The organism is Myxococcus sp. MISCRS1 (genome assembly GCF_026626605.1).
Taxonomy (GTDB): domain Bacteria; phylum Myxococcota; class Myxococcia; order Myxococcales; family Myxococcaceae; genus Myxococcus; species Myxococcus fulvus.
This window is the reverse complement of sequence record NZ_JAPNKB010000001.1, coordinates 7,886,703-7,905,512: the sequence shown is the minus strand read 5'-3', so window position 1 is coordinate 7,905,512 and position 18,810 is coordinate 7,886,703. Positions and strand designations below refer to the sequence as shown.

The window sequence follows — 18,810 nt, the reverse complement described above, 5'->3', positions numbered from 1 at the left end:
GGCTGCCATGCCCTTTCAGCGGATGTTGTTGATGGCGGCCTTCGCCGAGTCGTGGCGGACCTTCATGATGTTGGAGACCGCGTTGTGCTCACGGCTCTCGCGCTGCATCTCGTTCTGCAGATGCAGATAGGCCGCATTGAACTTCTGGCCCTCCGCGCTGAGCTCCTTCTGCGCGTTCAACAGCTCCCACGCATCGGTGCTCCCCGACGACGTGCCTCCCGTTCCCAGCGAGGCGCTCGCCGTGGAAGCCGACGCCGTGGAGGCCGACGCCGTGGACGCGAAGTCGGACGTCTTCATGGGCGCCACCTGCGCCACCGCCAGCTTCGTGCTGGAGACCGCCGCGCTCAGGATGGCGCCGGTCGGAATCATCCCGCCCACCACGCCCGCCCCCTTGTTCACGACGGTGTGCGCCGCGTGCGCCAGCACCGTCCCGAAGTCGTTGCGCGGCGTCTGCCGAGGCAGGGTGTGGGTGGTGCTCAACAGGTACGGGCTGCGCTGACTCGGTTCCAAGCAAGACCTCCGGCGATGGGTGCCGGAAGCCCCTGTTCAGGGGCCATGCCAGGAGAAATCCCGAGCAATCCCGCCTGCCTCGGCGCCCACCGGACTCCACCCGCCGGGAAGAGCGTCCGGACGATGGGATGGGCGGACGGGACGGAAACTTGCCTCGCACGCCAGGTGCCTCAGAGTTGTCGCACCCTGTCGCACGCGGAGGAGCAGATGCAGACTTCCAATGGTGGCCCCCACATCGCCGAGCGCTTCCACCCGCGCGTCGAGGCGGACATCGCCGTGAAGGTGCTCCTGCCGGGACGCGCCGTCATGGCCCGGGCCCGCGATGTGTCCATGGCGGGCCTGTTCCTGCTGGCCCACCCGGGCGACTCGCAGCGTCAGCTCACCCTGGCCCTGCCGCTGCCGGGGGACCGCGAAATCGTCACCACCTGCACCATCCGCCGCCGCGAGGCGAACGGCGTGGCGCTGGAGTTCGGCGAGCTGGACTGGGACGACCTCATCGCCCTGGCGCGCTTCCTCCACCCGCGCCTGCCCTGAAGCTCAGGCCGGCTCCGAGCGGGGCGGCGCCATGCGCAGCCGCTCCACCAGCGCCATCAGCTCCGCGCCTCGGAAGGGCTTGTGGATGTAGCCGTCCGCGCCCGCCAGCGTGGCGCTCTCCATGTCCGACTTCTTCGCCTTCGCGGTGAGCATGTAGAGCGGCACCGCCGCCGTGACGGGGTCGCTCTTCAGGATGCGACACGCGGAGATGCCGTCGAGCTGCGGCAGGACGACGTCCATCAGGATGAGGTGGAAGGTGCGGCTGCGCGCCAGCTTCAGCCCCTCCAGCCCGTTGGCCGCGCACACCACATCCACCGTGCCGTCGCTCAACATCGAGCGCACCAGCTCCCGGATGACGGGTTCATCCTCCACGAGCAGGATGTGAAAGGGTGCCTGGGACATGCCAACCATGTTTCTCCGGCGCGACGCTGGACGACTCGAGGGCGATGACTCGCGGGCGCGCCACCCCCACTTCCGGTGCCACCTGCCGCGCGCGGTATAGCCCCGCCGACACCACGCGCACCAGGGTTGCCATTCATTTGTGTGGAGCACCACGCATCCGACATGTCTGCCTGGGATTCACGGGGAAATCCGCGCTTCGTCTCCGAGCCCCGACCGGCCGGTCGCTCCCCGGGCCAGCAGGCCCTCCGCGCCACCCGCGCCCCTCGGAATTCCACCCCACCAGGTCACCTCCTGCACGCCCCTCCCTCCAAGGCTTCGGTTCTCCGTTGTCCCGGAGCGCTATGATGGGCCTGAAATGGCGGCAAAACTAGAATGTCCTGAGTGCCGAGGCACGGTGGGGCGAGACGACTTCCAGTGTGAGCACTGTGGGTTGCTCCTGGACCCGGAGCAGGCCAGCGGGGAGTACGTCGTCACCGAGCCCACCATCGTCCGGGCCATGCTCTCTCCGCCCCAGCGCACCCGGACCATGGAGCTGCCCCGGCCGCCGCCGCAGAAGCCCGCGGCCCACCACCTGGCCACCGCGCGCTTCACCATCCCCATGGATGCGCAGACGGTGCCGCGCCTGCGTGCCGGGTTGGACATCGCACTGCAGCCGCTGCATCCCTTCGAGGCGCATATCGCGTCGTTCGTCGATGGCGTCCTCGCGGTGCCGCAGCTCGCGCTCGCGGCGCGGCTGCCCGAAATCGAGGTGAAGGTCGTCCTCAAGGGCCTGCTGGAGCGCGGCGTCGTGGAGCTGCGGCGCGAGCCGGCCCCGCCGCCCAAGCGCAGCCTCACGGCCGAGATGCCCGTGCTCGACGGCTCCGAGTTCCTGGAGCCCGAGCCGCTCGGCGCGGACGAGGAGGCGGAGCCCTTCACCCTCCGGGACGTGCAGGTCCCCACCCTCTTGGGTGAGACTCCCCTGCCGCCGATGGCCCTGGGTGACGAGGACGACCTGACGCCCATGGCGCTCGGTGACGAGGAGCCCATCGAGGACCGTCCGACCCGACGCGACAGGCCCCTGGATACACCCTCGCATGACGCGCCCGCGAAGCCCTCGCGGGGCTTGCGTCCCGGAGCCGCGCCCCGTGGGGCCTCGAGCCCCGCTCCCGGGGAGCGCCCCCTGCCCGCGGGCCTGGCGCGACCGCCAGCCTCTCGGCCCGGCGCATTCATCGGAGCGACTCCCTCACGGCCAGGGCCCCTCGAAGGAGCGGCGCACGCGTCGCGGCCCGCCGCCCCGGCGAGCCCTGTCATCCCCTCGGATGAAGCCCCCACGCTGCGAAGCTCGCATCCACAGTTGGGTGGCGCCTCGCGCGTGGTGCACCCCGCCGCTTCCGCACAGCCCGCCCGGACGCCCCCGCCGCTCGTCACGCCCAGCGGGGCGACCACCCTGCCCGCCGTGCCCTTCCCCGGGAAGGTGGCCCCCACGCCCGTCGAGCACGCCACGCGTCCCCAGCGTCCCTCGATGCCGCTGGATGCGCCGCTCCCCGGCGCGGCCCCGAATTCGCCCGAGGACCTCCTCCAGCGCGCCGTGCGCCTGGAGCGCGCCGGACACGTGGAGCGTGCCATCGAGGTCCTCACCAAGGCCATCGACCGCGCCCCCGACGCCGCCGCGCTCCACAGCAAGCTGGCCCTCATCCTCATCCACCAGCGCAAGGACTACGCGCAGGCGGCGCGGCTGCTGGAGCGCGCCGTGGAGCTGGAGCCGGGCAACACCGTCTTCCAGCAGAACCTGCTGAAGGTGACGGCGCTCTCCGCGGCCAACGCCGGCGAGCGCAAGGACCGCAAGCCCGGCCTCCTCGCGCGGCTCACCGGCAGACGCGGCTGAACACCGCGCCGCTCAGGGTCCTCCGCCGTCCAACAACCGCTCGGCCTCCTCCAACGAGAAGGCCAGATACGCGTCGTAGCCCATCTCCCGGCTGGTCCGCTCGAAGTGCAGCGCCGCTTCCACCGAGCGCCCCACCACCCGCACCACCCGACGGAAGCCTCGCGCCTTCGCGGCCTCCATGATGCGCCGCAGGTGCACCGTCCCCTCGTAGTCCAACGACGTCACGCCCTTCAGGTCCGACAACAGGTCGAACCGCGGACGCATCCGGTCGATGGCACTCACCGCGGCATCGCCGACGCGCTGGGCCTCTTCCTTGTCGACGTCTCCCCAGATGCGCACCACCAGCCGGTTCTTGCCGACGTGGACCTCGACCTCGAACACTGGGCACCGACCTCCAAGGAAAACCCGATATCCTTTGAGTCAGTCTACTCCTGCAGGAGCACCGGCATCCAGGCTCCTTCCAGGAAGCCCTGTCGTTCAGATTTCCGCGACGCCCTCGCGCTCGGCCCAGCCCTCCAGGCCGTTGGGCAGCCGGATGCGCACGAAGCGCCCCGTCTCCTCGAGCAGGCGCACCTTCAGGCCCGCATGCACCTCGAAGATGGAGCGCGCGCCGGGCTGCGGCAGCTCCCGGGCCACCAGGGTGGGAGCCAGCACCACCGCTTCATGCACCGTGTCATCCACGTGCGCGTGCGCGGCCAGCAGCACGCCCGAGGGAAGCGCCACGGCGAACAGCAGCGCCGCCAGGATGCCCACCACCGTGCGACGCCCCGGCGCGAGAAACCGCCACACCAGCACGAGCAGCAGCGCGCCCACCCACGTGCCCAGGAAGGTCCACGCCACCACGTTGCCGTCCGTGGCCGCCGTCACGCGCGGCAGGAACTCCTCCTCCGCCGTGGCGCCCACCACCTTGTCCACCTGTCGGGCGCGGGCCACGGCCAGGTTGGCCTCCAGGTCCGGCGCGCGGCCGCCCTGCTTGCGAGCCTGCTCCAGCGCGAGCACCGCCCGGCCCAGGTCCCCGCGCGCCAGGTGCGTGGTGCCCAGGTTGTAGAGGACGTCCGCCCCACCGTGGCCTCGGGACAGGAGCTTCTCGTAGCCCTCCTGCGCGGCGGCGTAGTCCTCGCGCGCGTAGGCCTCGTTGGCCTTGAGGAAGACGTCCTGCGCCTCTTCCGGCGAGTAGTAGCCGCTCACGCCCAGCCCTCCATGGCGGCGAGCGCCGCGTCCATCACCTTCTGCCGCGCCGCCGCGTCACCCCCGCCGCCGTAGCGGCCCAGGTCGCACGCCTCCAGCACGTACAGCACCTGCCCGCGTCGCTCGTCCGCCACGCCCGCCGCCTTCATGCGCTCGCCGATGACATCGCGGGTGAGGCCGATGACGGGCCCCCCCAGCCGCGCGCCCAGGAAGCCCTGCAGCGCCTTCTCCACCTCGGCGTAGAAGGCCCCGGCGTCCGCGCCCGACTGGAGCTTCTCCGCCTCCACCAGTCGCTTGCGCGCGGCCTTCGCCTGCTGACGGCTCTTGTCCGACTCGGTCCGCGTCGCCAGCCGGCCCCGCAGGCCGCCGATGAGCGCCACGCCCGCGAGCAACCCCAGCGGCGCCAGCACCATCGGGACGAAGAAGCCACGCTTCCACGGCGGCTCGGACGGCGCCACGAAGCGCGCCTGGTAGCGCACCGGCCTGAGGCCTCCCGCCGTCAGCACGTTCTTCTGCTCGTTGGCCGCGTCCGCCACGTGCGCGGAGGACGTGGGCGGCGGCGTGGGGCTGCCCGCCGCGGACTCCACCGTGAGGGTGATGGGCTCGGTGCGCGCGACCTCGTAGGAGCGGGCGCGCACGTCGAAGAAGGGGAACTCCAACGCGGGCAGCGTGAAGGTGCCCGTGCGCTGCGGCATCACCAGGTACTCCACCACGCGGCGGCCCTGCACCTTGTTGCGCTGCGGCGCCACCTTGTCCGTCGTCGTGGGGTCATAGATTTTCAGCGCGGAGGGGCCGGTGAGCTTCGGCGGGGTGACGTTCTTCACGTTGCCCGTGCCCTCCAGGATGACCTTCACCGTGACGGGCTGGCCCAGTTCCACGCGCGTCGTCGACACGTCCGTGGACAGCCGCCACGCGCCCACGTTCGCGTTGGACATGCCCGGCGGCGCACCGGGCGGCAGCGGCGCCACCTTCACCTTGAGGCCGTTGGACACGCGGTGCACGCGGTGGCCCGCGAACAGGAAGCCCGTGGTGATGTCCGCCTCCGCCGGCGAGATGGCCAGCGAGCCGGCCTTCACCGGGAAGAGCGCGCGGCGGCGCAGCAGATAGGCGCGGTACGGCACGCCATCCACCACCTTCTGCTCGCCCGACAGCTGCGTGGGGCTCTCCACCTCCTCCGTCCAGAAGCCCTCCAGCTTGGGCATGGTGACGGCGTCCACGCTGGTGAGGTCCACGCGCGAGTAGATGTAGAGCGACAGCGTCACCTGCTCGCCCACGTAGACCTGGTCCCGGTCCAGGCTCGCGCGCAGGAACAGGTCCGAGTCGCCCCGCGGGATGCTCGGCGTGTCCTCCTCCTCGTCGTTGGCGAACGGGTCCGGCAGGCGCGAGGGGAAGTTCGCGAACGGGTCCGGCAGCCGCTGCGGATTGCGGCCCGACTGCGCGGGCGCGGGCCCCAGCTTCCCCGGCATCACCACAATCTGCACGGAGTCCGTGCGGTGCGTCTTGCCCCCCGCCGTCATCTCCGCGGGCGGAATCGTCAGCTTCCCCGTCCGGTTCGCCCGGAGCACCATCACGTACTTGGTGACCTCCTGGATGTTGGCGGGGCCACCACCCGACCAGGACACCGAGCGCTGGGTGCTGCGCGAGCTGTTGAGGACCTCGAAGTCGTCCGACTGCGGCAGCCGCACCTTCGCGTCCGGGGGCGCATCCGCCGACACCACCGTGAGGCGGAAGGTGTCCTCGCTGCCGACCTCCTGCCGGTCCACCGTCTGGTAGAACTCGAGGCCCGCCGACCACGCCGGCCCCGAGACCAGCAGGGCCAGCACGGCCAACACCACCCCGGCGCCGAAGCTACCAGTCCTTCTCATTGGGCTTCCTCTGCTTCTTCTTCTGCTGGAAACGCCAGAGCTGGAGATTCTTCTCGTTCTGCTTCATCGCATCCAGCAAGCGCTCCGCTTCCTGCTGGTCCAGGTCCGACGGGCTCACGCCCGCATCCGCGCCCGACGACTCCGAGTCGCTCTCCGACTCGCTGCCGCCATCCGCGCCGCCATCCCGCGGGTCGCCATCTCCGTCATCGCCGCCGCCATCCGCGCCGCCGTCGCTGCCGCCATCGCCCTTCTGCGGAGGCCCCTGGTCGCCGCCGTCGCCGCCATCCGCGCCGCCGTCACCCCCGCCGTCCGCGCCCCCATCGCCGCCGCCATCCGCGCCGCCGTCGCTGCCACCATCCTCCGTCCCACCGTCGGCGCCACCATCCGCGCCGCCGTCGGTGCCGCCGTCCACGGGCGCGCCGCCGTCCGCCTTGGTGCCGCCATCCTCGCCACCATCCGGGCGCCCGCCATCCGTCCCGGAGTCTCCCCCACCGTCCATTCCTCCATCCGCCGCGTTGTCCTGCGGCGGAGGAAGGTTGCGCAGCACCACCTCGTAGTTGTGCCGGGCCTGCACGTCCTGCGGGTCCAAGGTCAGCGCGCGTCGGTAGGACTTCAGCGCCTCCACCCTGTCCCCGGTCGTGGCCGCGAGGTTGCCCAGGTTGTACCAGGCCTTCTGTCGCAGGTCGGGCCGGTTGGACTCCGTCACCCCGCGGAACACCTCCTGCGCGTCCTTCACCCGGCCCAGCTTCGCCAGCGCGTCGCCCCGGTTGAAGTCCACGGTCGGGTCGTGCGGCCGCTCCTTCTTCGCCTCGTCGAAGGCCTTCAGCGCCTCCTCGTAGTTCCCCGCGAGGTACGCCTCACGCCCCTTCTGGACCATCGGGTGGTCGCGCTCCAGCGGCCCGGCGCCGAGCGCCGTCCACGGCAGCATGAGCAGCCACGCAAGCCCCAGCCACCGCGCGCTCATGGCGTCGACCTCCGGCGCGTGGATGGCAGGAGAATCATCCCCAACACGAGCAGCACCAGGCCCGGCACCGCGAAGGTCTGGAAGCGCTCGTCGTAGCGGACCGTCACGCGGCTCTCCAGCTCGCTCTTCTGCATCTGGTCGATGCGCTCCACCACCTGCCCCATGGCCACGCCGCGCGGCTGGAAGAAGAACGCGCCGCCCGTGGCCTCCGCGATGGCCGTCAGCCCCGCGCGGTCCAGGCGCGTGATCACCGTCTCGCCCGCGCCGTCCTTCTTGTAGTCCACGAACTCGCCGCGCCGGTCATACACGGGGATGGGCTCGCCGGACTCGGAGCCCACGCCCACCGTCAGCACCTGCACGCCCGCTTCCTTCAGCGCGTCGCTGGCCTCGCCCACCTCGCCCACCAGGTCCTCGCCGTCCGACAACAGCACCACCACGCGCTCCTTCGAGCCGCGGTCCGCGTTGTCCAACACCTGCTTGGCCAGCCGGAGCGCCGAGCCCACGTTGGTGCCGCCCTGGGGCATCACCTCCGGGTCCACCGCGCGCAGGAACAGCTTCACCGCCGAGTAGTCCGACGTGAGCGGCGACTGGATGAACGCATCGCCCGCGAAGACCACCAGGCCCACGCGGTCGCCCTTGAGCTCATCCAGCAGCGTCGTCAGCTCCAGCTTGGCGCGCTCCAGCCGGCTGGGCTGCACGTCGCGCGCGAGCATGGACTTGGACGCATCCAGCGCCACCACCACGTCGATGCCGCGCCGCTTGGTCAACTCGCTCTTCGTTCCACACTGCGGCTGCGCCAGCGCGAAGCCGAACAGCATGAGCCCCAGGCCGTACAGTCCGCCCTGCGTGGCCGGACGCCACACGGAGATGCCCGGCGTGAAGCGCTCGGCGTGCCGCTCATGCAGCACCGCGCGCACGCGCGAGCGGCGCCGCAGGGACAGCATGAGCGCGAGCAAGCCCAACAGGGCCCCCAGCAGCACCAGGCCGAGGAACACCGGCTGGGCCAGTCCCGCCTGATAGCCGAGCACGGTGAAGCGCCAGGGTTCCACGGGCGTCACGGGAAGACCCTCAGGAAGGTGGAGCGCAGCAGCAGCTCCAGCGCGAGCAGGCCGAAGGCGGCCAGCAGGAACGGGTGGAACTCCTCGCGGTAGGTGGCGGACGCGCCGCCCTCCATCAGCTTGGAGCGCTCCAGCGAATCGAGCACCTTCTGCAGGCCGCGCCGGAGGCCCTCAGGGTCCGTCGCGCGGTAGTACTCGCCGCCCGTGCGGTCCGCGATGTCCTGCATCAGCTCGGGGTTGATGGGAATCTCCGTCTCGCGCCACACGGTGTTGCCGAACAGGTCCGTGCCCTGCGGGAAGGGCACCTTGCCGCCCTTGCCCACGAGGATGGTGTAGATGGGCACGTGGAGCGCCTGCGCCATGTTCGCGGAGTCCATGGGCGACAGCTTCCCCGCGTTGTTGTCGCCGTCGGTAATCAGCACCACCACGCGGCTCTTCGCCTCCGAGTCGCGAAGGCGGTTGAGCGACGTGGCCAGCGCGTCACCAATCGCCGTGCCGTCCTCCAGCACGCGGGTGCGCAGCTGCTTGATGACCTCCTTCAGCACGCCGTAGTCCAGCGTGAGCGGCGCCTGCGTGTACGCCGCGCCCGCGAAGACCACCAGGCCGATGCGGTCATTCACGCGGTTGGCGAGGAACTCGGTGAGCACCTCCTTGGCCACGTGCAGACGGTTCTGCGGACGGAAGTCGCCGGCCTCCATCGACGTGGACAGGTCCAACGCCACCACGATGTCGATGCCCTCCACCGACAGGTCGCGCACGCGCGAGTCGCGCACCTGGGGCCGGGCGATGGCGAGCACCGCCGCCGTCACCGCCACCACGCGCAAGAGCGGCAACAACGGCAGCATGTACGTGCGCAGGCCCTTGCCGCTGCGAGCGAACACGTTCGCCGCGGAGAAGCGCAGGGGCGCGCGAGCGCGACGCTCCCGCCAGGCCTGCACCAGGAGGAGCGGGACGAGCAGCAGCCCCCAGAGCGCCTCGGGGTTATTGAACGCGGGGAGCGGCGGCATTGTCGGGAGCTTGAATCGGCTGGGGCGGAACGTAGGTCTTGTCGACGAGCTCGTAGCCGAACAGGAGCGCGTCACGACAGCTCTCGGGCGAGGCGTCCGCCCGCGCGTACTTCACCATGTCCGACTCGGACACGAAGCGCATGAGCTTGTCCTCGGGGAGGTTCGGCGGGGCCAGGCGGCGCAGCGAGGACATCAGCTCGGAGCTGGTGCACTCCAACGCCTCGAAGCCGTAGCGCTCGCCCAGGTAGCCACGGACGATTTCGGACAGGCGGAAGTAGTAGTCCTTCACGTGGCCCCGCGCGGGCAGGTTCTCCGCCTTGAGCGTGTCCAGCGCCTTGCGCGTGCGCACGTCCAGGGGCTGCGGGGGCGGCACGTACACGTGCTTGGGGCGGTTCTTCCACCAGCGCAAGAGCGCCCACGCCAACAGGCCCGCGGCGAGCGCGCCGAGCAGCGCCAGCACCAGGCGCCACGAGCGGATGGGCACCTCCTGCGGTGGCTGGATGTCGAACAGGTCCGCGCCCTGCCCCTCCGCCTCCGGAGGCAGCGTGGACGTCACTTCAATCTGCCGACCCGGCAGCGAGTACTGGCGCGGGCCCTCTGGCGTGGCCACGTCGAACGCGAGCGCGGGCACCTGCACCGTCCCCAGCGCGAAGGCCGACATGCGCACCGCGAACGTCGTGGTGGCCGAGTCCGCGCCGTCCTGTCGCTGGCGCGTCTGGTCCAGGAACTCGAAGTCCCCCGTCTCCTTGGGCACCGCCAGCTCGTAGCGGTGGTCCTTCGGATGGGTGAGCACCACGTGGTACGTGAACGGGTCGCCGATGCGCACCTGCTGCGGGTCCACGCGCACCGACACGTCCAGCGGCTGCGTCTGTTCGTGCGTGGGAGCCCCGGGCGGGCTCGCCGCGGCGGGCGCGGTCCCCTGCGGCGCCTGGGCCCCGGCCGACGACGCGAGCGTCAGCGCGCCCACGCACAGCCCCATCGCGAAGCGCGCCATCCACCGGCTCATGCCGCCATCCTCCGGGCCCGCGCGCGGAAGAACTGCGCGAGCGCCTTGCCGTGGTCGTCTCCGGCGCGCAGCTCCACGTGGTCCAGCTCCAGCTTCTTGAAGAGCTTGCGGCGCTCGTCGCGAGCGGCCTGCATGGCGCGCGCGTAACGGCCCCGCACGCGCGGGTCGCTCGTGTCCACGACGAAGCGGTCCCCCGTCTCCGGGTCCTCCATCTCCACCAGCCCCAGGCGCGGGAAGGCCTCCTCCAGCGGGTCCTCCACCACCACGGGGACCAGGTCGTGCTTGCGCCCCACCAACCGCAGCGGCTTCTCGTAGTCGCGCGCCTGGAAGTCGGAGACGAGGAAGGTGACGGCCTTCCGCTTCGCCACCTGCGTCAGGTACGTCAGCCCCGCGGACAGGTTCGTGCCCTTGCCCGCGGGCTGGAACGTGAGGATGTCGCTCACCAGCCGCAGCACGTGCGTGCGGCCCTTGCGCGGCGGCACCACCTTCTCCACCCGGTCCGAGAAGAGGATGAGCCCCACCCGGTCGTTGTTGGCGATGGCGCTGAAGGCGATCTGCGCGGCGACCTCGGCCGCGATTTCGGCCTTGGTGCGCTCCTTCGAGCCGAACTCCTTGGAGGCGGACACGTCGACCAGGAGCATCACCGTGAGCTCACGCTCCTCGGTGAAGACCTTGACGTAGGCCTCGTTCATGCGCGCGGTGACGTTCCAATCGATGATGCGAATCTCGTCGCCGGGCTGGTACTGCCGCACCTCGGAGAAGGCCATGCCCCGGCCCTTGAAGACCGAGTGGTACTGGCCCGCGAGCATGTCGGAGACCACCTTGCGGGTGCGGATCTCCAGCTTGCGGATGCGGCGGATGAGGTCCTTGGGCAGCACGGGGCGCTCGGCGGGAGGTCAGGGCACTTCGACGCGGTCGAACACCCGCTGGATGATCTTCTCCGGCGTGAGGTCCTCGGCCTCGGCCTCGTACGTCATCGCCACGCGGTGGCGGAGCACGTCGAAGGCGATGGCCTTCACGTCCTCGGGCGTGACGAAGGCGCGGTGGCGCAGGAACGCATGCGCGCGCGCGGCCTGGGCCAGGGAGATGGTGGCGCGCGGCGAGGCGCCGAACTGGATGTAGTCGGCCAGGTCCTTGAGGCCGTACTTGCCCGGCTCGCGCGTGGCGAAGACGACGTTGAGGATGTACTCCTTCACCTTCTCGTCCATGTAGATGTGGTGGACGAGCTCGCGGGCGCGCACCAGGTGCTCCACCGCGATGACCCGCTGGGCCCGGGGCGTGGAGCCTCCGGACATGCGGTCCATGATGATCTTCTCCTCATCCCGCGTCGGGTAGCCCACCTTCACCTTGAGCATGAAGCGGTCCACCTGCGCCTCGGGCAGCGGGTAGGTGCCCTCCTGCTCGATGGGGTTCTGCGTGGCCAGCACGAGGAACGGCTGGGGCAGCCCGAAGGTCTGGTCGCCGATGGTGACCTGGCGCTCGGCCATGGCCTCCAGCAGCGCGGACTGCACCTTGGCGGGGGCGCGGTTGATTTCGTCCGCGAGGACGATGTTCGCGAAGATGGGGCCCTTGCGGACGGTGAAGTTCGCGGCCTGCTGGTTGTAGATCATCGTGCCCACGACGTCGGCGGGCAGCAGGTCCGGGGTGAACTGGATGCGCATGAACGTGGCGCTGAGCGCGTCCGCCACCGTGCGCACGGTGAGCGTCTTGGCGAGGCCGGGCACGCCCTCCAGGAGCACGTGGCCGTTGCACAACAAGCCGATGAGGATGCGCTCCAGCATGTAGCGCTGGCCGACGATGACCTTGCCGGTTTCCTGGTTGAGGACCTCGACGAAGCTGCTTTCCTGCTGCACGCGTTCGGTGAGCGCGCGGATGTCCGTGTTCATGACGCCTCGGATGAGACTGGCGGCGGGCAGCCTAGGGTTGACCGGGTATCGGGCTCAACACCGCAGAAGCCCGGGCATTCCGGTAAGTTGGGTCCCCTTGTCCCCGAGGACCGTGTCCATGGCCCCATTGTCCCCCACTTCTCGTCCCACCTCGCGAATTTCCAGGGGCTGTGGGGGGCGGCCATGAAGCGCTCGGCCTGGGCCCAGGCGCCCTCGGCGGGGCCCGTGGAGGCGGGGCTGCTGGCCCAGCTGGCCCCGGCGGTGACGGCCACGGTGCACTGGCTGCCCGGAGGGGGGGCGCTGAGGGTGCTGGAGGGGGGCCAGGGCCCCACGGTGGTGCTCCTGCACGGGCGCGGCGGGGCGGCCTCCCTGTGGTTCGCGTACCTGACGGCGCTCTCGAGGGGGCACCGGGTGCTCGCGGTGGACCTGCCCGGCTTCGGGATGTCCTCGCCGACCGAGGGGCCCGTCCGCTCGGCGGAGGAGGGAGTGGGGTTCTTCACCGCGCCCGTGGAGGCGCTGCTCGAACAGCTCGCGCCCGGGCCCGTGTCCGTGGTGGGTCACTCGCTGGGGGGACTGGTGGGGGTGGAGCTGGCGCTGCGCTCGCGCGTGCCGGTGGAGCGGCTGGTGCTGGTGGACGCGATGGGGCTGGGGCCGGACATGGCGCGCACGGCGCGGGCCTTCTTCCGCGCGGGACCGGAGCGGCTGGCGCGCTCGCTGGGGCCTTGGGCCTGGGCGCGGATGATGCCGCCCGCGCCGACACCGCTGGGGGAGCGACTGGGCGCGCTCGACTACGAGCTGATGTCGGCGCCGGGTGGGCACGACGAGGCGGCGCGGGCCTTCGACAGCCTGGTGCCGCTGATGGGGCCGGTGTTCCACCGTCGGGAGCGGCTCGGTGAAGTCACGGCGCCGGTGCTCCTGGTCTGGGGTGAGCGCGAGGACGTGCTGCCCCTGTCGCTCGCCGAGGAGGCTTCCCGGCGCTTTCCGAACGCGAGGCTGGTGCGCGTGGACGCGGGCCACAGTCCGCATCAGGAGCGTCCCGAGCGCGTGCTCCCCGAGCTGAAGACGTTCCTCGCCGCGAGCGGAGCGCCGTAGCGCACCGCGCCCGCGTCGATGCCGCGGATGCCCGTGGACCTCCACGACGTGGTGGGGACGAGACGCGGAGGACGCCTACGAAGCGGGCGTCCTTCGGAGATGCGGACGCGCGCGAGTATCCTCGGAGCGACGTGTGCGGCTCACGGGTCGAAGCGGATGATGCGCTCGATGCGGTACGTGCCGGCGACATCCAGGGCCTTCACGAGCATCAGGTCGCCACGCTGTCCCAGGGACAGCGACTGACGCGCGGGCTGCGTGAGCCGGACCGTATCGCCCGGCTTCGCGCCCTTGCCGGACAGCGGCACCGCGAACAGACCCGCGCCATCCACGGTCTCGACGGCGCCGAGGACTCGCAAATCTCCCAGCTCTTCAATCTTCCCCACGTGCGCGAGCACCCGCTTCTTGCCCTTGGCGCGCACGGCCCGGTTGACGGCGATGCCCACGTCGCCGGTGAAGGGCCTTCCATCCGCGCCGAACAGGCCGATGCCCCGGAGCAGCAGATGCACCATGCCGGAGCTCTCGTTCTGGGGGATGGACTCGTAGCGCGAGACATCCGCCGCCTCGGCCCGGCCGCTCGCGAGCGCATCGAGCGCCGTGGCCAGCGCGACGAAGTTGAGTCGCACCAGGGGCTCGTCCGGAGGCAGTGAGGTCCACGCCCCCGTCTCGATGAGCACCGAGGGGGTCCCCCATCGCGTCATGTTGTCGCCGAAGGCCCGCGACTCGAAGCTGTCGTCGTAGCGCCCCACCTGTCCGGGCGCGAGCGTCTCCACCGCGTCGCGAATCACCGCGCAGACCTTCTTCGCGAGCAGCCGCCCGGAGTTGTCGCTCCGCGCCTTGTCGAACGCGGCCGCGAGCACGGAGATGGACGCGGGCCGGCCCGTGTCCCCCACCCCATGTCGCCAGCCCTGGTTGTGCAGGTTGAAGCCGATGAACGGCTGGATTTCGTCGCGCAGCTTCTTGAGCGTCCTTGCCTCGGGCGTCTGGAGCGCGAGCGCATCGCGGTTGATGTCGATGCCCTGCGCGTTGCGGCGCTGGAAGCGCTCGGCGCCATCCGGGTTGAGCATGGGCACCGCGTGGAGCGTGAGCGTGGAGAGCAACCTCGCCACCCAGGGCTCGTCACGGTGGGTCCTCAGGTACTCGAGCAGGTCCAACAGCGCGGTGGTCGCCGTGGGCTCGTCCCCGTGCATCTGGGACCAGAGCAGGACATGACGCGAGCCCGTGCCCAGCGCGACATGGTGGAGCGCGCGCCCCTCCACCGAGTGCCCCACGACCTCGAGCCGGAAGAAGTCGGGTGAGCGCGCCTTCAAGTCCTTCAGGTGTCGCTCCACATCGGCGTGCCGGACGAGCGGCGCCACCGGGAGCGCCGCGAGATGGACCTGGGCCCACCGCTCCGCGAGCGCGTGGGGTTCGGGGACGGTGACGACCGGAGAGGTGGACATGGGCGAGGCCACGGGCTGCGCGGTTCGAGCGAGGGCCGGTGCGGGCACCATCCCCCAACAACAGGCGACGACACGAAGGAGACGACTGCGTCCAACCTGGAACATGGCGCGCTCCTGGCCGCGGGGCCATCAGGACTTCTGGGCGGGACGCAGCAACGTCTCGAGGAAGCGCAGGTACTTCGGGTCCTCTTGCTCGAAGATCTCCTTGTCCGCGCCCATGAAGGCCCGTGCCAGCTCGTCACCGGCGCGCCGCAGGTCGCCCAGCTCGAACTCGCACTGCCCCAGCCGCAGGTGGATGAACGGGTTGCCCAGGCCATCGGGCGCATGGACGGCGTCCTTGAGCGCGGCGCGGGCTCGCGAGAACTCCCCCATCTGGAAGAGCATGTCACCGATGGCCGTGCAGACCCACGTGGTCGCCTCGTACTCCATCCACGGCTCGGGGATGAGCTGGAACGCGGCCTTGAAGGACCGCAGCGCCGCGGCGGGGTCGCCCTTCTCGGCGAGTTCATCCCCCTCGGCGCAGAGCGCCTGGATGCGCTCGTGGACCTCGTCCGGAATCTCGGGCATGTGCACCTCACCACGGGCGGAAGACCGCCGTGCACGGCTGCGTATACCACCCTTCCCGGTGTGCAGCGCGCTGCACAACCCGTGGGCAGGCGGCCATCCCACCGCGTGTCCCCGCGCCTCGTGCCGAGGAGAGCCCCGGTCGGGTACGACTCTTGGATAGACTCCGAGCGTGCCGAAAGACCTGCTCGAACTCGATGCGACACCCGAGCGACTGCGCGCGCTCGCCGAGGCCCGCGTCATTCCTCCCGACGCCCTGGAGCGCGCGCTCGCGCTCTCCACGGCTTCACCGACGTCCGACGCGTGGCGGCGCTTCGTCTCCACCGTGCTGCTCGGCCTGGGCGCGCTGCTGGTGCTCTCCGGCGTCATCTACTTCTTCGCCTACAACTGGGCGCAGATGCACCGCTTCGCCAAGCTGGGGCTCATCGGCGTCGGCATCCTCGGCACCGCGCTGCTCGCGCGCAGGCTCGGTGACACGCTCGCGGGACAGTGCAGCCTCTTCGCCTCGTCGGTCCTCGTCGGCGCGATGCTGGCCGTCTACGGGCAGGCGTATCAGACGGGCGCGGACGCGTTCGAGCTGTTCGTCGGCTGGGCCGCGCTCATCCTGCCCTGGGTGCTCGCGGCGCGCTTCCCGCCCCTGTGGCTGCTCTTCCTCGTGCTCGCGAACACCGGCATCGCGCTGTTCCAGGACCAGGTTTTCGGAGGGGGTGACGCAGCGAAGGGCTGGCTCGCCGTGGTGCTCGGGATGCTCAATGGCCTGGCGTGGGCCACCCACGAGCACTTCGCCAACCAGGGTGTCTCCTGGCTGCGAGGCCGCTGGCTGCCCCGCGTCCTCGCGACGATGGCCGTGCTGCCCCTGCTCGCCGTCGGCACGTCGTTCATCATCATCCCCAGTGAGGTCCGCCTCAGCGGGCTCGCCGCCCTGGTGCTGCTGCTCGGGACCTTCGCCGCGGAGTACGCGCTCCACCGGCACCTGCGCGGCGAGCTGTTCCTGCTCACCCTGGGCGCGCTCTCGGCGATGACGCTCGTGACGACGGGCCTGGGCCGCGTGGTGTTCGAGGGCACGAAGGACGAGCTGGGACTCTTCATCCTCCCCATCCTCATCATCATCCAGGTCGCCATCGCCGTCAGCTGGCTGCGCGCCGAGGCCCGCGCCACGGGCGCCTCCGAGGAGTCCTGACATGTCCCTGCGCCCATCCATCCAACAGGTCCTCGAGGGTCTGAGACGAGAAGGCCATGTCGACGAGCTCGCCGGGTCCCGCGCCCGCTCCACGCTCGAGGTGCACCAGCGCACCAGCACCGCCTCGCCCTGGTTCGTGAAGGCCTTCGCCGCCTTCGGCGCCTGGCTGGCCGCGCTCTTCCTGCTGAGCTTCTTCGCCTGCGTGGGACTCTGGGATGAAGAGGAGGTGTTCGCCGTCATAGGCATCGTCCTCGTCATCGCCGCCGTCGCGCTCCGGCGCACCATCCATGGCGTCTTCCTGGAGCAGCTCACGCTCGCGCTGACGCTCGCCGGCGTGGGCATGGCAGGGGCCGGGGTCGCTCAATTGGGCTCGGACAATGCCGGTGTCGGAGCCGGCCTCGTCCTCTGCCTGGTCCTGCTCTTCGTCTACCCGGACGCCACCCTGCGCTTCCTCGCCACGCTCGGCGCGGGCGCGGCGAGCCTCTATCTCCTGCTGGAGCTGGTGTCCGGGCAGGTCATGGACCTGGGACTGCTCGCGTGCACGGGACTCCTCCACTGGCTCTTCCTGCAACAGGCGAGGTTGCGGACCGGCAAGTACGGAGACCTCGTCGGCCCCGTCAGCTTCGCGCTCGCCTGCGGCCTGCCCGCCGCGATGCTCACGCGCCTCGCGTCGTTCCTCGTCGAGACACACGAGTGGTCCCAGACGCTGCCGATGCCCTTGCTCACGCTGGGCCTCACCGCCATCACCCTCTACACCGCGTGGCTCATCATGCGGGAGCACGACCTGGCCCCCTCCGGAGCCCCTGGCGCGGCCGTCTTCGCCGCGCTCACGCTCGTCGCCGTCCTCACGGTCCACACGCCCACGGTCATCTGCGCGGTGGGGCTCCTGGCGCTCGGCTTTCATCGGCGCAGCAACCTGATGGTGGGAATCGCCACCGCGTTCCTGCTCGCCTCGGGCGCCTGGTACTACTACGACCTCAGCGTCACCCTGCTCGCCAAGGCGCTCGCGCTCATGGGCAGCGGGCTCGTCCTGCTCGGGCTCCGGCTCTTCCTCTCGCGCCGCTTCCCCCAGGCGCCGTCCCCCGTGGAGGCACGCTGATGCGCTCGCCCCTGTTCTTCGTCGGACTGCTGCTCGCGCTCGCCGTGCCGCTGGGCCTCACGGTCCAGAAGGAGCGCGTGCTCTCCACCGGCACGGGCATCCTGTTGGAGCTCGCGCCCAGGGACCCTCGCTCGCTGATGCAGGGCGATTACATGGTGCTCGACTACGCGCTCACGCGGGAGCTCAACAACACGTACGAGAAGTTTCCCCAGGACGGGGTGCTCGTGCTGAAGCTCGACGGCGACGGCGTGGGGACCTTCGCGCGCATGGACTCGGCCGTCGTCCCCCTGGCTCCGGATGAGCACAGGCTGAGGTACCGCATCAGGAACGGCCGCTTCCGACTGGGTGCGGAGTCCTTCTTCTTCCAGGAGGGACACGCCAGGCGCTACGAGCGAGCGCGCTACGCGGAGCTGAAGACCGCCGACAATGGCAACAGCGTCCTCGCGGGCCTGCGTGACAAGGAGCGCCAGCCCCTGGACGCCAACTCCGCTGACGACGTCGACGCGACGACCCTCACCGACACTCCCGACGAGGGCGAGGCGAACCCCAACATCGATGCGCCCACGGACGTCGATGCGCCCACCACCATCGATGCCCCCACCACGGTCGATGCGCCTGCTCCCGTCGAAGCGCCCACCATCGACAGCCCCAGCGCGGCCGACGCTTCTACCGACGTCGACACTCCCAACGAAAAGGAGCCCACCGTCATCGAGTAGCCCTTGCGAGGATGCCTTCCGACGACGCGGCGCCTACTGTCATCGAGCAGCCTCGCAGGGCGACTCCTGACGACGAGGTTCCTGCGCGTCATCCAGCACCCTCTCAGCGGTGACTCCCGATAGCGCGTATCCCACTGACATCCAGCAACTCTCGCCAGGAGTGACGCGGACGACGCAGTTCCCACTGGCCTCAGGCTCCTCTCGCATCGAGGCGCTTGAATCCGCCGACGCGGCTCCTTCCTCCAGCACCTCCCTCCGGGAGTGACACGGACGACGCAGCCCCACCGGCCTCAGGCTCCTCTCGCATCGAGGAGCTTGAATCCGCTGACGGGGCTCCCTCCTCCTCCAGCCCCCTCGCCGGGAGTGACACGGACGACGCAGCCCTACCGGCCTCAGGCTCCTCTCGCATCGAGGAGCTTGAATCCGCCGACGCGAC

The 18,810-nt window shown here is 70.6% G+C and carries 19 protein-coding genes; 6 read left to right on the top strand and 13 right to left on the bottom strand.

The window, feature by feature from the left end; genetic code table 11:
- Nucleotides 1–15 precede the first annotated feature (15 nt).
- Nucleotides 16–510, bottom strand: a complete 495-nt coding sequence (locus OWM54_RS31615) for a hypothetical protein (RefSeq protein WP_223781811.1) — start codon at nucleotides 508–510, stop codon at nucleotides 16–18.
- A 207-nt stretch (nucleotides 511–717) separates the two neighbouring features.
- Here OWM54_RS31615 and OWM54_RS31610 point away from each other — a divergent pair, with 207 nt between their 5' ends.
- Entirely contained in the window at nucleotides 718–1,044 is a 327-nt protein-coding gene (locus OWM54_RS31610; RefSeq protein WP_223748232.1) for a PilZ domain-containing protein, read from the top strand.
- Nucleotides 1,045–1,047: 3 nt separating this feature from the next.
- Here the strand turns inward: OWM54_RS31610 and OWM54_RS31605 are convergent, their stop codons facing one another.
- Nucleotides 1,048–1,455 carry a response regulator gene (locus OWM54_RS31605; RefSeq protein WP_223748231.1) on the bottom strand — a complete coding sequence of 136 codons (408 nt, stop codon included), beginning with the start codon at nucleotides 1,453–1,455 and terminating at the stop codon, nucleotides 1,048–1,050.
- Nucleotides 1,456–1,840: 385 nt separating this feature from the next.
- Between OWM54_RS31605 and OWM54_RS31600 the strand changes: the two genes are divergently transcribed.
- Entirely contained in the window at nucleotides 1,841–3,310 is a 1,470-nt protein-coding gene (locus OWM54_RS31600; protein WP_267699883.1) for a tetratricopeptide repeat protein, read from the top strand.
- Between the two features lie 12 nt (nucleotides 3,311–3,322).
- On the opposite strand, the gene OWM54_RS31595 is transcribed toward OWM54_RS31600, so the two are convergent.
- The 9 genes from OWM54_RS31595 to OWM54_RS31555 all read right to left on the bottom strand — a co-directional run bounded on the left by OWM54_RS31595 (nucleotide 3,323) and on the right by OWM54_RS31555 (nucleotide 12,284).
- Nucleotides 3,323–3,691 (bottom strand): hypothetical protein, encoded by a 369-nt coding sequence (locus tag OWM54_RS31595; protein ID WP_046715551.1) that lies wholly within the window; start codon nucleotides 3,689–3,691, stop codon nucleotides 3,323–3,325.
- Nucleotides 3,692–3,787: 96 nt separating this feature from the next.
- Nucleotides 3,788–4,498, bottom strand: a complete 711-nt coding sequence (locus tag OWM54_RS31590) for an SH3 domain-containing protein (protein WP_223781809.1) — start codon at nucleotides 4,496–4,498, stop codon at nucleotides 3,788–3,790.
- Nucleotides 4,495–6,363, bottom strand: coding sequence for a BatD family protein (locus tag OWM54_RS31585; RefSeq protein ID WP_267699881.1), 1,869 nt, complete (start codon nucleotides 6,361–6,363; stop codon nucleotides 4,495–4,497). Before OWM54_RS31585 ends, OWM54_RS31590 begins: the two co-directional genes overlap by 4 nt.
- The gene (locus OWM54_RS31580; protein WP_223748227.1) at nucleotides 6,347–7,327 is read right to left on the bottom strand and encodes a tetratricopeptide repeat protein; all 981 of its coding nucleotides are present in this window, start codon (nucleotides 7,325–7,327) and stop codon (nucleotides 6,347–6,349) included. Before OWM54_RS31580 ends, OWM54_RS31585 begins: the two co-directional genes overlap by 17 nt.
- Nucleotides 7,324–8,385, bottom strand: coding sequence for a VWA domain-containing protein (locus tag OWM54_RS31575; RefSeq protein WP_223748226.1), 1,062 nt, complete (start codon nucleotides 8,383–8,385; stop codon nucleotides 7,324–7,326). The genes OWM54_RS31580 and OWM54_RS31575 overlap by 4 nt, the downstream gene beginning before the upstream one ends.
- Nucleotides 8,382–9,392, bottom strand: coding sequence for a vWA domain-containing protein (locus tag OWM54_RS31570; RefSeq protein ID WP_223748225.1), 1,011 nt, complete (start codon nucleotides 9,390–9,392; stop codon nucleotides 8,382–8,384). The genes OWM54_RS31575 and OWM54_RS31570 overlap by 4 nt, the downstream gene beginning before the upstream one ends.
- Nucleotides 9,367–10,398, bottom strand: a complete 1,032-nt coding sequence (locus OWM54_RS31565; RefSeq protein ID WP_267699880.1) for a BatD family protein — start codon at nucleotides 10,396–10,398, stop codon at nucleotides 9,367–9,369. The genes OWM54_RS31570 and OWM54_RS31565 overlap by 26 nt, the downstream gene beginning before the upstream one ends.
- Nucleotides 10,395–11,276 (bottom strand): DUF58 domain-containing protein, encoded by an 882-nt coding sequence (locus tag OWM54_RS31560; RefSeq protein ID WP_141330729.1) that lies wholly within the window; start codon nucleotides 11,274–11,276, stop codon nucleotides 10,395–10,397. The genes OWM54_RS31565 and OWM54_RS31560 overlap by 4 nt, the downstream gene beginning before the upstream one ends.
- Before the next feature lie 18 nt (nucleotides 11,277–11,294).
- On the bottom strand, nucleotides 11,295–12,284 hold the full coding sequence (locus OWM54_RS31555; RefSeq protein WP_248541956.1) for an AAA family ATPase: 990 nt from the start codon (nucleotides 12,282–12,284) through the stop codon (nucleotides 11,295–11,297).
- A gap of 183 nt (nucleotides 12,285–12,467) precedes the next feature.
- Between OWM54_RS31555 and OWM54_RS31550 the strand changes: the two genes are divergently transcribed.
- Nucleotides 12,468–13,376, top strand: a complete 909-nt coding sequence (locus tag OWM54_RS31550) for an alpha/beta fold hydrolase (RefSeq protein ID WP_267699879.1) — start codon at nucleotides 12,468–12,470, stop codon at nucleotides 13,374–13,376.
- Nucleotides 13,377–13,516: 140 nt separating this feature from the next.
- On the opposite strand, the gene OWM54_RS31545 is transcribed toward OWM54_RS31550, so the two are convergent.
- Nucleotides 13,517–14,815, bottom strand: a complete 1,299-nt coding sequence (locus tag OWM54_RS31545) for a M14 family metallopeptidase (protein ID WP_267699878.1) — start codon at nucleotides 14,813–14,815, stop codon at nucleotides 13,517–13,519.
- A 129-nt stretch (nucleotides 14,816–14,944) separates the two neighbouring features.
- Nucleotides 14,945–15,382: a tetratricopeptide repeat protein gene (locus tag OWM54_RS31540; protein WP_223748220.1), complete on the bottom strand. Its 438-nt coding sequence runs from the start codon at nucleotides 15,380–15,382 to the stop codon at nucleotides 14,945–14,947.
- A gap of 169 nt (nucleotides 15,383–15,551) precedes the next feature.
- Between OWM54_RS31540 and OWM54_RS31535 the strand changes: the two genes are divergently transcribed.
- The 3 genes from OWM54_RS31535 to OWM54_RS31525 are packed head-to-tail and all read left to right on the top strand — an operon-like array spanning nucleotide 15,552 to nucleotide 18,374.
- Nucleotides 15,552–16,559, top strand: a complete 1,008-nt coding sequence (locus tag OWM54_RS31535) for a DUF2157 domain-containing protein (protein WP_267699876.1) — start codon at nucleotides 15,552–15,554, stop codon at nucleotides 16,557–16,559.
- Between the two features lies 1 nt (nucleotide 16,560).
- The gene (locus tag OWM54_RS31530; RefSeq protein ID WP_267699875.1) at nucleotides 16,561–17,658 is read left to right on the top strand and encodes a DUF4401 domain-containing protein; all 1,098 of its coding nucleotides are present in this window, start codon (nucleotides 16,561–16,563) and stop codon (nucleotides 17,656–17,658) included.
- Nucleotides 17,658–18,374: a GDYXXLXY domain-containing protein gene (locus tag OWM54_RS31525; RefSeq protein WP_267699874.1), complete on the top strand. Its 717-nt coding sequence runs from the start codon at nucleotides 17,658–17,660 to the stop codon at nucleotides 18,372–18,374. Before OWM54_RS31530 ends, OWM54_RS31525 begins: the two co-directional genes overlap by 1 nt.
- Nucleotides 18,375–18,810: the final 436 nt, after the last annotated feature.

Excerpts from the sequence above, each read along its gene's own strand:
- OWM54_RS31610 (WP_223748232.1), top strand. The coding sequence starts at position 718 with ATGCAGACTTCCAATGGTGGCCCCCACATCGCCGAGCGCTTCCACCCG.
- OWM54_RS31605 (WP_223748231.1), bottom strand. The coding sequence starts at position 1,455 with ATGGTTGGCATGTCCCAGGCACCCTTTCACATCCTGCTCGTGGAGGAT.
- OWM54_RS31585 (WP_267699881.1), bottom strand. The coding sequence starts at position 6,363 with ATGAGAAGGACTGGTAGCTTCGGCGCCGGGGTGGTGTTGGCCGTGCTG.
- OWM54_RS31580 (WP_223748227.1), bottom strand. The coding sequence starts at position 7,327 with ATGAGCGCGCGGTGGCTGGGGCTTGCGTGGCTGCTCATGCTGCCGTGG.
- OWM54_RS31570 (WP_223748225.1), bottom strand. The coding sequence starts at position 9,392 with ATGCCGCCGCTCCCCGCGTTCAATAACCCCGAGGCGCTCTGGGGGCTG.
- OWM54_RS31565 (WP_267699880.1), bottom strand. The coding sequence starts at position 10,398 with ATGAGCCGGTGGATGGCGCGCTTCGCGATGGGGCTGTGCGTGGGCGCG.
- OWM54_RS31555 (WP_248541956.1), bottom strand. The coding sequence starts at position 12,284 with ATGAACACGGACATCCGCGCGCTCACCGAACGCGTGCAGCAGGAAAGC.
- OWM54_RS31550 (WP_267699879.1), top strand. The coding sequence starts at position 12,468 with ATGAAGCGCTCGGCCTGGGCCCAGGCGCCCTCGGCGGGGCCCGTGGAG.
- OWM54_RS31545 (WP_267699878.1), bottom strand. The coding sequence starts at position 14,815 with ATGTCCACCTCTCCGGTCGTCACCGTCCCCGAACCCCACGCGCTCGCG.
- OWM54_RS31540 (WP_223748220.1), bottom strand. The coding sequence starts at position 15,382 with ATGCCCGAGATTCCGGACGAGGTCCACGAGCGCATCCAGGCGCTCTGC.
- OWM54_RS31530 (WP_267699875.1), top strand. The coding sequence starts at position 16,561 with ATGTCCCTGCGCCCATCCATCCAACAGGTCCTCGAGGGTCTGAGACGA.
- OWM54_RS31525 (WP_267699874.1), top strand. The coding sequence starts at position 17,658 with ATGCGCTCGCCCCTGTTCTTCGTCGGACTGCTGCTCGCGCTCGCCGTG.